Source organism: Bradyrhizobium sp. JYMT SZCCT0180, from assembly GCF_018130165.1.
GTDB lineage: Bacteria > Pseudomonadota > Alphaproteobacteria > Rhizobiales > Xanthobacteraceae > Bradyrhizobium.
Genome location: NZ_JAFCLZ010000003.1, coordinates 223,896 through 238,067, shown reverse-complemented (window position 1 = coordinate 238,067; position 14,172 = coordinate 223,896). Strand labels below are relative to the sequence as shown.

At 61.3% G+C, this 14,172-nt stretch carries 15 protein-coding genes; 5 read left to right on the top strand and 10 right to left on the bottom strand.

The genetic code is table 11. From position 1 onward, the window contains the following. Window positions 1-7: 7 nt before the first annotated feature. Together JQ641_RS06065 and JQ641_RS06060 are read right to left on the bottom strand one after the other, a co-directional pair. Window positions 8-1,387: a hypothetical protein gene (locus JQ641_RS06065; RefSeq protein ID WP_211995027.1), complete on the bottom strand. Its 1,380-nt coding sequence runs from the start codon at window positions 1,385-1,387 to the stop codon at window positions 8-10. Between the two features lie 76 nt (window positions 1,388-1,463). Next, the gene (locus JQ641_RS06060; protein ID WP_211995025.1) at window positions 1,464-2,756 is read right to left on the bottom strand and encodes a hypothetical protein; all 1,293 of its coding nucleotides are present in this window, start codon (window positions 2,754-2,756) and stop codon (window positions 1,464-1,466) included. Window positions 2,757-2,938: 182 nt separating this feature from the next. Between JQ641_RS06060 and JQ641_RS06055 the strand changes: the two genes are divergently transcribed. Then, window positions 2,939-3,814, top strand: a complete 876-nt coding sequence (locus JQ641_RS06055; RefSeq protein ID WP_211995023.1) for an ornithine carbamoyltransferase — start codon at window positions 2,939-2,941, stop codon at window positions 3,812-3,814. A 2-nt stretch (window positions 3,815-3,816) separates the two neighbouring features. Here JQ641_RS06055 and JQ641_RS06050 read toward each other — a convergent pair whose 3' ends face one another. The 3 genes from JQ641_RS06050 to JQ641_RS06040 form a co-directional block, all read right to left on the bottom strand. Next, complete coding sequence (locus JQ641_RS06050; protein WP_211995022.1) at window positions 3,817-4,923, bottom strand: DUF2336 domain-containing protein; 1,107 nt, start codon at window positions 4,921-4,923, stop codon at window positions 3,817-3,819. Window positions 4,924-5,005: 82 nt separating this feature from the next. After that, on the bottom strand, window positions 5,006-6,046 hold the full coding sequence (locus JQ641_RS06045) for an HD-GYP domain-containing protein (protein ID WP_211995021.1): 1,041 nt from the start codon (window positions 6,044-6,046) through the stop codon (window positions 5,006-5,008). Between the two features lie 205 nt (window positions 6,047-6,251). Further along, a complete protein-coding gene (locus tag JQ641_RS06040; RefSeq protein ID WP_211995020.1) occupies window positions 6,252-6,677 on the bottom strand; it encodes a hypothetical protein in 426 nt (141 codons plus the stop codon). A gap of 283 nt (window positions 6,678-6,960) precedes the next feature. Between JQ641_RS06040 and JQ641_RS38430 the strand changes: the two genes are divergently transcribed. From JQ641_RS38430 to JQ641_RS06025, 4 genes are all read left to right on the top strand, one after another. Next, window positions 6,961-7,095 (top strand): hypothetical protein, encoded by a 135-nt coding sequence (locus JQ641_RS38430; protein WP_283815166.1) that lies wholly within the window; start codon window positions 6,961-6,963, stop codon window positions 7,093-7,095. A gap of 230 nt (window positions 7,096-7,325) precedes the next feature. Further along, a complete protein-coding gene (locus JQ641_RS06035; RefSeq protein ID WP_211995019.1) occupies window positions 7,326-8,408 on the top strand; it encodes a methyl-accepting chemotaxis protein in 1,083 nt (360 codons plus the stop codon). Between the two features lie 78 nt (window positions 8,409-8,486). After that, complete coding sequence (locus JQ641_RS06030) at window positions 8,487-8,714, top strand: hypothetical protein (RefSeq protein WP_211995018.1); 228 nt, start codon at window positions 8,487-8,489, stop codon at window positions 8,712-8,714. Further along, window positions 8,711-9,004: a type II toxin-antitoxin system RelE/ParE family toxin gene (locus tag JQ641_RS06025; protein ID WP_211995016.1), complete on the top strand. Its 294-nt coding sequence runs from the start codon at window positions 8,711-8,713 to the stop codon at window positions 9,002-9,004. The genes JQ641_RS06030 and JQ641_RS06025 overlap by 4 nt, the downstream gene beginning before the upstream one ends. Before the next feature lie 110 nt (window positions 9,005-9,114). Here the strand turns inward: JQ641_RS06025 and JQ641_RS06020 are convergent, their stop codons facing one another. The 5 genes from JQ641_RS06020 to JQ641_RS06000 all read right to left on the bottom strand — a co-directional run bounded on the left by JQ641_RS06020 (window position 9,115) and on the right by JQ641_RS06000 (window position 14,058). After that, window positions 9,115-9,834 carry a haloacid dehalogenase type II gene (locus JQ641_RS06020; protein ID WP_211995014.1) on the bottom strand — a complete coding sequence of 240 codons (720 nt, stop codon included), beginning with the start codon at window positions 9,832-9,834 and terminating at the stop codon, window positions 9,115-9,117. 37 nt (window positions 9,835-9,871) lie between these two features. After that, a complete protein-coding gene (locus JQ641_RS06015) occupies window positions 9,872-10,321 on the bottom strand; it encodes a GNAT family N-acetyltransferase (protein ID WP_211995013.1) in 450 nt (149 codons plus the stop codon). Between the two features lie 11 nt (window positions 10,322-10,332). Beyond that, a complete protein-coding gene (glpX, locus tag JQ641_RS06010; protein WP_192740849.1) occupies window positions 10,333-11,331 on the bottom strand; it encodes a class II fructose-bisphosphatase in 999 nt (332 codons plus the stop codon). A 107-nt stretch (window positions 11,332-11,438) separates the two neighbouring features. Next, window positions 11,439-12,758, bottom strand: a complete 1,320-nt coding sequence (locus tag JQ641_RS06005) for a homoserine dehydrogenase (protein WP_211995012.1) — start codon at window positions 12,756-12,758, stop codon at window positions 11,439-11,441. Between the two features lie 79 nt (window positions 12,759-12,837). Continuing rightward, a complete protein-coding gene (locus JQ641_RS06000; RefSeq protein ID WP_211995011.1) occupies window positions 12,838-14,058 on the bottom strand; it encodes an LL-diaminopimelate aminotransferase in 1,221 nt (406 codons plus the stop codon). Window positions 14,059-14,172 lie beyond the last annotated feature (114 nt).

Here is a 14,172-nt window from a genome sequence, read left to right as displayed (position 1 = left end):
CAATTGCTCATTGCATCCTCGCAAGTTCGTGCGTCAGCGGAAACGGGGAAAGATCACTCAACCACAGATACTGGTCGTGCTCGACGATCGCCGCGCCAGGCGCGACGGCGAGGGCATTCGGTAATGTTGCAACGAGCTGACCGTCGATGAAGAAACGCTGCTCCACGGCACGCGCTCGACCGTTGGGAACGTGCTCCACGAGATAGTGGATCCACATATCGCGGAAGCAGTAAGCGAAACCGTGGTCCGCGCCGTTGGCCGTGTCGATGTCGATATCGAGCGTCGTTTGCGAGAACAGGCGATCGCTTGCCCACGGATAACCGGTCTCCACGCGATAGGGGATTCGCAATCCTTGTCCGGAAGCGACCGCGGACGCAACGGGTTCGATGTGGCCGAGACCCGACGGGCGGTTGACCCCTGTGCCCCGGAAGAAACTCGGCTGAGACCCTGGTATTTCACGATTCCATTGCGCTCCCGACCGAACGCCGCCGCCCAACTGATCCGGATACTGATTCTGCAGCGTGAAGATGGTCGATCCATCGATCAGCCAATAACGCGGCTTGTCCGCCGGCCATCGTTCGCGGATCTTGTCCTGGAGCATCCCTGTGATCGGCACGCGCAACATCGCGTGACAGGACGGCCTGCGTGTCTCGACGTTCCTGGGATCGCCCTTCGGAAAGAAGCCTGCGCCGCGAAAGAAACTTTGTCCTTTGTTGTATTCATCCCCGCGGTCGCCGAGCGGGACGATGTTGTCTTTCCATTTGGTCTGAACCCAGGCTTCGTAATCGGCCTTGGTTACCTCGGTGAAAGCAGCCTTATGGAATTTGAGCTTTGCGACCGGCTGCGCGTAGGCCTGTTCGTGCAGATAGGCGATCATGAATTCGAGATTGCCGGCGTCGGGGGCCCAGAACACCACTGGCAAGAAATCCGCCGGCATCGGCTGCTTGGCGAGTTCCCGGTCGCAGATATTCGGGCTCTGCACCAAAATCCCCTCGCCGTTTTTTGTGCGAACTCCGTAGAGGTAAGGCGCCCAAACCGCGCGCGCGCTTCGCCCTTCGCCGGGGATTTGCCTGACCTGCGAGCCGCAGCCGATAATGACTTCGATATTGAGCGGCTCGCCGCCGTGGGATAGTTCGACGACCATCCGGTAAAACCAGCCGAACTTGATGCCTTCGGACGTAGCGGGCTGGCAGCCTGCCAGTACTGCCATAAAGAACAACAACGAAGAAGCGAGTACGACGGAATTACGGACGAGATTCGCAGCTGCAGTCGACATGACACCGACATTCGCCATTGAGGAACCGCCTCGTTGTAAACATGCCCGTAAGGGTTGGAGCCGAAGACGTAATAGCCAACTGTAGGATGGGTGGAGTGAAGCGATACCCATCAGCTGTCGTCGTTGATGGACTATGATGGGTTTCGCTGCGCTCTACCCATCCTACGAACTGTACTTCCGTTTGAGCTCATTGCATCCTCGCAAGTTCGTGCGCCAGCGGAAAATCGTTCTTGAGCCAGAGATATTCGTCGCGCTCAACGATAACGGCGCCCGGAGCCATGGTTTTTGCTTCCGGCCAGATTCCGATCAGTATGCCGTCGATGAAAATGCGATGATCAGACGCCCGTATTTCTCCCACCGGCGGTTGGAAGTAGTAGCCAAACATGTCGCGGTAGCAGTAGGCAAAACCCTGGTCAGCGCCGTTCGCGGTGTCGGCGTGAAGGTCGAACGCGCCTTGTGTCTTCATCCGCTCGGTTGCCCAAGGAAAACCTGTCTCAACGCGAACCGGGATTCGTAACCCCTGACCGGACGCGAGCGACTTTGGGTCGCGCTCGATATGACCCACCCCCGAGCGGCGGTTGACTCCCTTGCCTTCATAGAAGGTGGCAAGACCGCGCGGCTCCTCGCGATCCAGGAGTCCCCGCCGCCTGGCCTCGGCACGAAATTTCTCCCAGTAATGCGTGACGTCCGGCTTTTCCTCGAACAGGATCGGCCACGCGATTGGCCACCCAAGCAGCCAATAATGGGGATGAGCCGGCGGCCATTGCGCCCTGATCAGTTCCTGCAGATCGGAGGGAATGGGGACCCGGAGAAAGGAATAGCAAGACATGCGCAACAACAGCTTGTTGCGCGGATCTTCCTTGGGGAAAAACCCTTCGCCAATGAAATAGCTTCGCCCGTTGACGTGATCCTCACGCCGACTTCCGATCGGGACAATGTTGTCCTTCCACTTGGTCTCGCGCCACGCCCCGTAATCGGCTTCAGTCGCTTCGGTAATTGTGGCGCGATGGAATTTCAGCTTCGAGACCGGCTGCTCATAGGCGCGCTCGTGCAGATAAGCGACGAGAAATTCCAGATTCCCGGCATCCGGCGCCCAGAACACGACGGGTAGGAAATCGGCAGGAACCGGCTCCTTCGCGACATCGCGGTCGCAAACGTTCGGGCTCTGCACCAGCACGCCCTCGCCGTTCTTCGTGCGAACGCCGAAAATATAGGGCGCCCAGATCGCGCGAACGCTTCGGCCCTCGCCGGGGATTTGCCTGACCTGCGAGCCGCAGCCGATAATAACTTCTATATTGAGCGGCTCGCCGCCATGCGACAGTTCGACGACCATCCGGTAAAACCAGCCGAACTTGATGCCTTCGGACGTAGCGGGCTGGCAGCCTGCCAGGACGGCCAAGAACAACAACGAAGAGGCAAGTACGACGGCCTTACGGACGAGATTTGCGGCCGCAGTCGACATCACACCAGCATTCGCCATTGAGGAACCGCCTCAGGGAAACCGGAACAACAATGCGATTGTTCGCTTGAGCCCCGAATCCATTAGAGACACTCAAGCCAAGGTTGTAAACAAGCCCGTAGGATTGGAGCCGAAGAAGTAGTTCCACGCCGGGCGTACATCCGGATGGGACGCCGTTAATTGAAACTAAGAGCAAGAGAACAATGAGCGAGAAAATCCGCGATCTTCTGGCGATAAGCGACCTGAATGCCTCCGACGCGATGGCGATCATCGAGCGCGCCCAGGAGATGGCGGCGCTTTGGCGCCAGCGACGGATGGTTCAAAGCCTGGCCGGCCGTCGAATCGTGCTTGTCGTGAACGACTCCGGCTGGAGGAACACGACGGCTTTTGACCTCGGCATCCAGGCCATGGGCGGCATTTGCGTCCATGCGCCCTTGCAATGGGATACGCGGGAGGATCTGCCGGATCTCGCCGCCTATCTCGACAATTGGTTCGACGGAATTGTAACCCGTGCGCCGGATCTGGCCGTCATGCGAAGTCTCGCACATTTTGCTCGGGCACCTGTCATCAACGCCCGGACCCGGCAAAACCATCCCTGCGAAACGCTCGGCGATCTGGCCTTTCAGCTCCACCGGCACGGCCGTATCGAGGGGATCAAGGTCGGGGTTGTCGCTCCGAAATCCAATATCCTGGGATCGTGGATCGAGGCTGCGGCGGTCCTGCCGATCAACGTCGTCCAGGTCCATCCCGACAAGTGGCTCGACCGCGATGCTGCGGCTTCCACGCCGCGCTTTCGTGCCAGTGCCGATATGAACGAACTCGCTGATGCCGACCTTGTCGTCACCGATTGCTGGGCAGCCGATGCCGAACCCGAGGAACTGCTGGATTATCAGGTCACGTCCACAGTGCTCGACAGGCTGCACCCGGAGGCCGACTTCGTACCCTGCCCTCCGGTATCCCGTGGCAAGGAAGTGTCCGCCGAGGCGATGAAGCATCGGGCATGTCGCGTTATCGAAGCAAAAGCATTCCTGCTCCACGCCCAGAATGCAGTTCTGGAGTGGGCATTCGACGTCTCCTGACGTCAGCGCGGATTTGCAGCGGCACAATCGATCTTTTTCGCCGCCATTCGATCGGCTCCAAACCGCGCCGTCCATTGCGCCACGGACAGCAACAAGGTGTCAAATACCTCGTGAGCTTGATCGAGCTCCCGTTGCGTCGGCGGCGCGCAACCGGGCCGATTGCGGATGATCATCGTCATGGTCGACCAGCTTAACCTGCTGGCTCTGCACGCCACGATCAGTCCATACAACCGCTCCGGTTCGATCAACGGCTCAATTGCCTCGACCTTCACCTCGGACAACAATGAGAGCGCTGCCACCACGTGGACGTATTCGCTCCGAACCGCAAACCGGTTCACCGTTGAATCGTTGAGTTTGCCGGCGCGATTGAGCGCCAGGACCTCGCTCTGCGCCTGTGTGTAGTCAATCTTCTTTCGTGGAGCGGCGCTGATCGGTTTGGCGTTCGTCCCACGCGCCTGCACGGCCGGTCGCGGTGCCGTCAAAAATCGCGCCCGTACGATGTCGGTCGCCTTTGTCAGCAGCTCGCGCAGCAAATTCGCAGGAATGTCCAGGCGGAGGCCGAGCTTTTCGGCGAGGCTTTCGTCACGCTCGGCCCTTCCGACAAGCGTCGCGTAACCGCATTCGGAGAACCGCGCTCCCGCATTTCGGGCGAGCGCGTTGGAGACGTTGACGTCGCCAAGCCTCATCAGGGCATCGGTCAGCGGTTCGCTGAGCGTGTTTCTGCCGGAGATCGCCAACAAATGCTGCTGGCTGCGGGTCTTTACGATTTCAACAAGGTCCGCTTCCGACAAACGATTGGAGTTTCGCAGGACGGGCGCGGCCACCAAGGGGTCATCGTGAAAGGCGAGCTTGCGGATGGTCTCGCATGGCGCGAGATCCGTCGTGGACAGGGCTTCGCTCAGATGGACCAGGGTTGACGCCTCGATCCGCCCGATCAGGGGCACAAGGACGCCATCGAACGCAGCTATCTGGGATTCACGGAGGCGATCGACATTGGACAGGAACAACGCCGCCACCTGCTTCAGAATTCGAACATCCCGCTGAGCCGACGGATCCTTTGCGGCGCCGGTCAGTTCCGCGATTGAATCCGGCGATGCTGCGGCAACCATGGCTAGTCTAGCTCCATATGAATCGTCCGGGCTGAAATTTGCCTTGCAGGAAACGGCGCAAACCTCGTTTCGCAGTTTTGGATCATGTCGTTAGCGCCACGTTCTGAAACGCCTTGACGAGCGACCGTTCCAGCTTTCCATCCATGGCGCACAGGATCTTGTAGGCATCCTGCCGGGACATTGCCGGTCGGTACGGCCGCGACTCGATGAGCGCGGCGAAAATGTCTGAAATCGTCAGCAATCGTACGAGGTCGGAAATCTCCGGCGCCGTCAGCGCATCGGGATAACCGGATCCATCCAGAAACTCGTGGTGGTGCCTCACGCCATCAAGGGTCTCCGGGCTAATTCCCGGCAGACCCTTCAACAATTCGTATCCGATGATCGGATGGCGTTTCATGATCTCTTCTTCGCCCGGGTCAAGACGTCCGGGCTTGTCGAGAATAGCCAGGGGAATGCGTGCCTTGCCGACATCGTGCAGCGTGGCGGCCAGTCCGAGCCGATTTACGTCGGCACTGGAGAAATTGATACTCATGGCGAAGCCGACCGCCACCCCCGTCACCAGCAGGCAGTGCTGGAACGTGCCCTGGTGATAGCGGCGCACGTCGTCAAGCCAGACGCCAAGTCCGTTTTGCTCGATACCGTTGATGATGTCAGATGTGGCGTCCTCGGCACTCGAAAGCGTTATCGGTTTGCCCTCGCGTATCGCCGAAAACATGGATGCGAAGGCCGCCGCACCACCGGTGATTTCGGTTGATGCGACGGCGATGCCGGCCTGCGCCGCCCTCTGGGCGACGTCGATTTGCTCCAGTTTCGATATGATTTCTTTTGGACGCGAAACCACGGCTGTCGCGCCAAGTGCATACGCCTGGGCCACCATGTGGTGCAGATGGCTCTGAACGACAAACAGCCTTTCCGAAGCGCAGCGCAGCTCCTGCAGGACGCGCTTGATCTGCTCCACCGGGACTGGCTTGCGCAGGTCGGCGTCAATCATCAGTACGCCGCTTGAGCCGATGTTCGCGTTGCCGGTCCCCAGCAGTCGGGGTTGAACGTCATATTGCGGTTCCAGCATCGCGCGGATGGCTGGAATTTTCGCAGGCTCATCCGTAACGAAATGCACAAGCATTTTGGTGCCACCTGTGAAAGCCGACTCTGCGGTCTTTCCGGTTCAGCGAAGGTAACGGCGCGCAATCATTCCGAGCAATGCAATCAATAACGCGCAATTGTACGCAAACCTCCCTAACGGGAGATTGCCGCGAAGCCGGCTTCTCTCCGGACTTCTACGTAACCTTGTTGGGTGATGTAACGGCGGAACCGCCTTGCGGCCCTGATCAAGCCGGCGTGAGGACGACGTAGGGAATGCTGATCAAGATAACGGCGAGTTCTACCGCATTGCACAGCATGCCGCCCCAGTGCAGCCGCCGCAGCCGGCGTACCGCCTCGGCGTCGCCGGCGTCCCTGGCCTGGAGCTGCGCATCCCACCGCTGCAGAAACCAGCGGCGCGTCCAGACCGCGAAAGCCGCGATCAAGGCAATAGCAAGGGCGACAAACAGCCGGCCCGTCAGGGCGACGGCGACCGTCCCGACGGCGCCGGCAATGGCCACCATCAGGAAATAGGAACTGAACATGCCGCGCAACAGCTGGGTGACCGGCGGGATGTCGAGCGACACCAACAGAAAGGCCGGCGCCGCCAAAAGGAAATATCCCATCGGAAACAGCAGAACGACGGTGGCGAACAAGGCGACGGGATCTGGCATTATCGACCACCCTTTCTTGCCCAGCGGGCGCGGGTTTTTCCGGCGAAAGCTTACCGCAATATCCGCCGGAAGACAGCTGCCACACTATTGGGCTTTCGTCGGAGTGGCACACAGCGCGGATTGCGCCTTCTGCGAGCGACGTCGGACAAGTCGGCTCCAATCCGACTTGCCGGTTGTTGCCGTTTCGGTTGTCACCCAGGGAACAGCGCCGCCGTCGCCGCTCCGTCATTGTCCTGGTCAGACCGATGCAATGCTGCACCGGGACAGCAACAGGAGAAGCAACATGGAACGCGCGCACGAAAAGCCGATCGAACTGACGGCGAAAGAACTGGACGCGGTGACCGGCGGCAAGTTGGGCAACGGCACCCTGCCCTTTAACCCCTTTTCCCCGCCCTCGGTCCCGAAGAAGACCTATTGAGCCAGCGTCGGCGAACCCCGACCTCTCCCGTCGGGGTTCGCGCCGCTGCCTAAAAAATGACCTGCACAAACAACGTGCAACTTGCCTCCGTACAACTACGCAAACCGGTCCGGAAAATAAACCAGTCATTAGGCAAGACTCGCGACAACGGATGGAACGTGCGCCCACCTAAATCCCGATTCGCTCTGCAGGAGATCGATCGAGGGGGCGAAGGCAGAGGAAGTTCCAAGATGTCCGTCGCGCTTGCAAGATCGACCGCCAAAACCGCGGCCCATTCAGCAACCGACGAGGATGAATCCGACATCTCCGCGCTGATCTCCCGGCTCACCGCCGAGGTCAACCAGGTCGCCTGCGACAAGACCAAATCGATCCAGAAGATCACCAACCAGATGAAGATGCTGGCGCTGAACGCGCTGATCGAAAGCTCGCGCGCCGGCGCGCAAGGAGCGGGTTTTGCAGTGGTCGCGCAGGAAGTCCGCAATGTCGGCCAGCAGGTCGAAACCATTGCCCGCGAGCTGGAAAGCCAGCTCACCAACCGCACCGGCGATTTGATGAACTCGATCGCGCGGATGAGCGACCGGTCGCGCGGCGAGCGCATGGTGGATCTGTCGCTGAACGCCATCGAACTGATCGACCGCAACCTCTATGAGCGCACCTGCGACGTGCGCTGGTGGGCCACCGATTCTGCCGTCGTCGACTGTGCGGCCTCCCCGGATGCTTCGGCGGTCGCGCATGTGTCGGAGCGGCTGGCCGTGATCCTCGGCGCCTACACCGTGTATCTGGATCTGTGGCTCTGCGATCTCGACGGCAACGTGCTGGCCAACGGCCGGGCGGATCGCTATGGCGTCGTCGGCCAGAACGTGGCGTCGACCAAATGGTTTCGCGACGCGCGGGCTTTGCGAACGGGCGACGACTATGTCGCTGGTGACGTCGAATCCCAGCCCCTGCTCGGCCATGCCCAGGTCGCCACCTATTGCGCCAGCGTCCGCGCCGGCGGCAAGGCGAACGCCGCCGCGACCGGCATTCTGGCGATCCATTTCGACTGGGAGGCACAGGCCCGCGCCATCGTCCAGGGCGTGCGCGTCGGCGCCGCCGACAAGGCCCGCGTGCTGCTGGTCGATTCGCAATTCCGCGTCATCGCGGCCTCCGACGGCCAGGGCATCCTCACCGAGCGCGTGCAGCTTTCGCTGGACGGACGGCGCAGCGGTTTCTACCAGGACCGATCAGGCACGCTGGTCGCATTTCACGCGACGCCGGGATACGAGACGTATCGGGGGCTCGGCTGGTACGGGGTGATATTGAGCGCGGCTTAGCCGCCGTCTCTAACCCACTGCACAAATTTTTGCTCGAAATCCTTTCGGCCAGCGGGGGAAAGGTTTATCTTTGAGCCCATGACCAAGCTGCTAGAACGTGCCGTTGACAGCATACGAGCTCTCCCTGCTGAGGTGCAGGACGAACTTGCGCTCCTGCTCTTACAGGTGGCCGGCGAAGAGCAGCCGATCATCCGATTGACCTCCGAGGAACGCGCCGACATTGCCGACGCAGATGCGGAGATCGCACGGGGCGAGTTCGCTACGGACGAACAGATTCGGTCACTGCTGGCGAAGCGCCCCTTGTGAAGCTGCGCGTCACTAGGCGCGCGGCGGCGCAGATCGAAGAGGCGCTTGAATATATCGAGGCGGAATCACCCCAAGCGGCGAACCACATGCGAGGGCGGCTTCAAGCCCTCTTCCTCTTGCTGGAACAGCACCCTCACGCGGGGCAAGCGACCGACGTTCCGGGTGTACGGCGCCTCACCGTCAGCCCATATCCGTATCTGATTTTCTATCGCGTCACCGGCCACGAAGTTATCGTTCAGAGGATGCGCCACACATCCCGTCGGCCGCTCTCCGGATCGGGAACAAAGTGACGGCGACGAACTGCGGGCGTTTGCTATCCAGCCCGGATGAGCGCAGCGACATCCGGGATTCTCATTGCCTTTGATACCCGCATATCGCTCCGCACATCCGCGGCTACTTGTTAACACCCCATCCGGTCGGCAATGCCGCCAAAATCCTTGGCGACGATGTCCCAGTCGCCCTTGGCTTCGAAATCGTATTTCTGCAGGGGGCCGTATTCGGTCGGGCGCGCGACGAAGGCGGTTTTCAAACCGTATTTCTGCGCGGCTTTCAAATCCTGGTTATGCGCGGCGACCATCATCACCTGCTCCGGCGGCAGGCACAGCAATTTTGCCGCGCCGAGATAGGTTTCGGGATCGGGCTTGTAATGCTCGAACAATTCGGCCGACATGATCAGGTCCCACGGCAGCCCGCCAAACTTCGCCATGTTGGTCAAGAGCGCGACGTTGCCGTTGGAGAGCGGCGAGATGATGTATTTTGTCTTCAGCCGCGCGAGACCCGCGACGCTGTCCGGCCAGGGATGCAGGCGGTGCCAGCCCATGGTGAGGTAATGCAAATCGGCGTCATCAAGGCCTGATATTCCGAGTTGCACAACCAGCTTTTCCAGCGATTGCCGGTGCAGCGTGTCGAGGATCATGTAGCCGCGCTCGGGATGTTTTCTCACTTCGTCCATCGAGGCCGAATAGACCGCGCGCCAGCCGTCAACGAGCGCGGTCCAATCCGCCTTGATGCCGCGCTTCTCGGACCACTTTGTAAAATCCGCGATCAGGCTGCTGCGCCAGTCGACGACGGTGCCGAACACATCGAACACCAACGCTTTCACCGCCGAAATATCAGACATACTCTCTCCCTGTTTCTTGTTCTTGATTGGACGAAAACTAAATCACCTTTCGGTATTGGATGAATCCGAGATTGTCGGCAACCTTGTCGTAGAGCGCACGCGCCTGCGCATTGCTCGATTGCGTCAGCCAATAGACCCGGCTCGCCCCCGCCGCCTCGGCCTTCTGGTAGACCGCATCGATCAGCGCACGCCCCAGCCCATGGCCGCGCGCGTGATCCGCGACGTACAGATCTTCGAGATAACAGTATCGCTTCGGCGCCCAGGTCGAGCGATGGAACAAATAATGCGCGAACCCGGCCAGCCGGCCATCGACATAGCCGCCGAGCGCAAACATCGTTTCGTCCGGATCGTGAAATCGCGACCACGCAAGATCGCTGACGTCCTGCGTCAGCGCCGTCTTGTAGAAGGCAAGATAACCGTCCCACAGCGGATTCCACGCTGCGCGTTCGTCTTCGCCGATCGGCCGGATGATGATTTCTCCAGCCATATTCAAACCTCTCAATCGAGGTGGAACTTGTCCAGCTGCCGGTGCTCGGCCTTGATGTAGCGGACAGTACCAGTAACCGAACGCATCACGACGGTTTCGGTTTCGATGACGTCCTTGCGGAACTTGACACCGGACAGCAGCGAACCGGTGGTAACGCCCGTCGCCGCGAACAGGCAGTCGCCCCGCGCCATGTCCTCGATGCCGTAGATCATCTTGGGATCGGTGACGCCCATCTTGTGGGCGCGCTCGCGCTTTTCCTCGGAGTCGAGGATCAGGCGGCACTGCATCTGGCCGCCGATGCAACGCAACGCGGCCGCGGCCAGCACGCCCTCGGGCGCACCGCCGGTGCCGATATACATGTCGACGCCGGTATTGTCAGGATCGGCGCAATGGATCACGCCGGCGACGTCGCCGTCGGTGATCAGGCGAACCGCGGCGCCCGTGCTGCGAACGCCGGCAATAATGTCGGCGTGGCGCGGACGATCGAGCACCAGCACGGTGATTGCTGCGGGATCGACGCCTTTTGCCTTGGCGAGCCGGCGCACATTGTCGGCGGGCGAAGCGTCGAGTTCGACCACGCCCTTGGCGTAACCGGGGCCGACCGCGAGCTTTTGCATGTAGACGTCGGGCGCGTGCAGCAGCGTGCCGCCATCGGCCATCGCCATGGTCGCGATCGCGCCCGGCATGTTCTTGGCGCACAGCGTGGTGCCTTCGAGCGGATCGACGGCGATATCGACCTGCGGGCCGGCGTTGAGGCCGACCTTCTCGCCGATGAACAGCATCGGCGCCTCGTCGCGCTCGCCCTCGCCGATCACGATGGTGCCTTCGATCGGCAGCTTGTTGAGTTCGCGCCGCATCGCGTCGACCGCAGCCTGGTCGGCCGCCTTTTCCTGGCCGTGGCCACGCAAACGCGCGGCCGAAACCGCAGCGCGTTCCGTTACCCGCACGATTTCAAGCGTGAGAATGCGCTCGAGCAACAGTTGCGGCGGAACGGAAATATGGGTCGACATACCAAGCACTCCTTTGAGTCTTCACGGCGGACCATACGGTCCGCCTATTCGTTTCTTTGTGGCGCACAATCCGTGGATTGCGCGTACGCGCGATCACGGGAATCGCGCTAGTTCTTCTCGATCCGTATTACCTGCGGCCGGCCGCTGATCACCTTGTCGCGCTGCACCGCTTCCAGCGCACGATAGACCGCATCTTCCGACGTTGCATAGGTAATCAGAATAACCGGAACAGGTGACGCTTTCTTGGTTGACCCGTTGGCGTCAACGCCGTCGGGATGACGCTGCACGATCGATTCCAGCGATATCTTCTGTTCCGCCAGACGGGTCGCGATGGTGGCAGCGGTTCCAGCGAGGTCGCGCGCCATCAGGCGAATATAATAGCCGCCCTCATGGCGTTCCATCGGCGCTTTTGTGGTCGCGCGCAGGCGCTCCACCGGGCGTCCGAACGGCTTGGCGCGAATGCCGCGCGCGACATCGGCGATGTCGGCAACGACGGCGGACGCGGTGGCCGCACCTCCCGCGCCCGGGCCGACCAGCGTGATCGGCGGAATGCCCTCGCCGTCGATGGTGACGGCGTTGGTGACGCCCATGACTTGCGCAATCGAGGAGGATTTCGGCACCATGGTCGGATGCACGCGCTGTTCAATTCCCTTCGCCGTCCGCACCGCGACCCCAAGCAATTTGACCCGATAGCCGAGTTCCTCAGCGGCGCGCAGATCTTCCGGCGCGATCGAGGAGATTCCTTCGACGTAGACCGCGCTCTGTGCAACCTTCGTGCCGAACGCGAGGCTGGCCAGGATCGCAAGCTTTTGGGCGGTGTCGTGGCCGTCGACGTCGAACGACGGATTGGCCTCGGCATAGCCGAGCCGCTGCGCGTCCTTCAGGCATTCGGCGAACGACAGGCCCTCCTGCTCCATCCGGGTCAGGATGTAATTGCAGGTGCCGTTGAGGATGCCGTAGACGCGATTGACTGACGTACCGGCCAGCCCCTCGCGCAGGGTCTTGATGACGGGGATCGCCGCCCCCACCGCCGCCTCGTAGTTCAGCGCGCCGCCATGCTTCTCGGCGGCCTTGGCCAGCCGCACGCCGTGCTTGGCGATCAGCGCCTTGTTGGCTGTCACCACCGACTTGCCTGATTTGAGCGCGGCCTCGATCGCCGACAGCGCCGGATCGCCGGAACCGCCCATCAGTTCGACGAAGCAATCGATGCCGGGGTGATTGGCCAGCGCCAGCGGGCTTTTGACCCATTCGATGCCGCGCAGATCGAGCTTGCGCTTCTTCACTTTGGAGCGCGCGGTGACGGCGACAACGCGCACGCCGCGTCCACTGCGCGCCGATAGGGTGCGCGCCTGCGCTTCGATGAGGCGGACGACTTCGGCGCCAACAGTGCCGAGCCCCGCGATGCCCACTTTCAGGGGTGCGACCATGACCAAAAAACCTGCCGAAGAGAGCTAACCAAGCACGATCTGGTTCCGAAAACCGGAAGTCCGCTTTTCGGGATCATGCCTACCGCCGGTTGGCGAGAGGAACCACGTTGTGCAACGTTTCAATGCCGCTTTCAAGGAAGCGCCGCACGCCGCGCGCGGCCTGGCGAATACGCTGCTCGTTTTCCACCATGGCGATGCGGACATAGCCCTCGCCGTGCTCGCCGAAGGCAACCCCGGGCGACACCACCACGCCCGATTTTTCCACCATCAGGGTGGCGAACTGCATGCTGCCGACGCCCTCAAAGGCTTTCGGCAGCGGCGCCCAGGCGAACATCGAGGCTGCCGGCGGCGGAATATCCCATCCCGCACGGCCAAAACTTTCCACCAGCGCGTCGCGGCGCTTGCGGTAGGTGTCGCGCATCTCGCGAATGCAATCATCCGGTCCGTTCAAGGCCGCGGTGGCCGCGACCTGGACCGGCGTGAACGCGCCGTAATCGAGATAGGATTTCACCCGCGCCAGCGCCGCTATGATCCGCTCATTGCCGACGGCAAAGCCCATGCGCCAGCCCGCCATCGAAAACGTCTTCGACATCGAGGTGAATTCGACGGTCACGTCGATCGCTCCGGGAACCTGCAACACCGAGGGCGGCGGGTTCTTGTCGTCGAAATAGACTTCGGCGTAGGCCAGATCCGACAGGATGAAGATCTCGTGCTTCTTCGCGAACGCCACCAGATCCTTGTAGAAATCGAGGTCGGCGACATAGGCGGTCGGATTGGACGGATAGCAGACGATCAGCGCGATCGGCTTCGGGATCGAATGGATGATCGCGCGCTCCACCGCTTCGAAGAATTGCGGCGTCGGCTCCGAGGGCACCGAGCGGATCACGCCGCCCGCCATCAGGAAGCCGAAGGCGTGAATGGGATAGCTCGGATTGGGGCACAGCACGACATCGCCGGGCGCGGTGATCGCCTGCGCCACATTGGCGAAGCCTTCCTTGGAGCCCAGGGTCGCGACGACCTGGGTTTCCGGATTGAGCTTGACGCCGAACCGGCGGGCGTAATAGGCGGCCTGCGCCTTGCGCAGCCCGGTGATGCCGCGCGAGGCCGAATAACGGTCGGTCCGCGGCTTGCCCAGCGTATCCTTCAGCTTCTCGATCACATGGGCCGGCGTCGGCAAATCCGGGTTGCCCATGCCGAGGTCGATGATGTCGGCACCCGCGTTCCGCGCGGCCGCCTTGGCCCGGTTGACCTGTTCGAACACGTAAGGCGGCAGACGGCGGATGCGGTAGAAATCTTCCATGGGACCTTTGCTCCGACGACCAGCGGGACAGAATCGGTAGAATCTGCGGTTTTCGAAGCCGAATTCGGCTTCGTCCAAAACTCGCGCTCAATCAATTACTTAGAGCGAATTCAG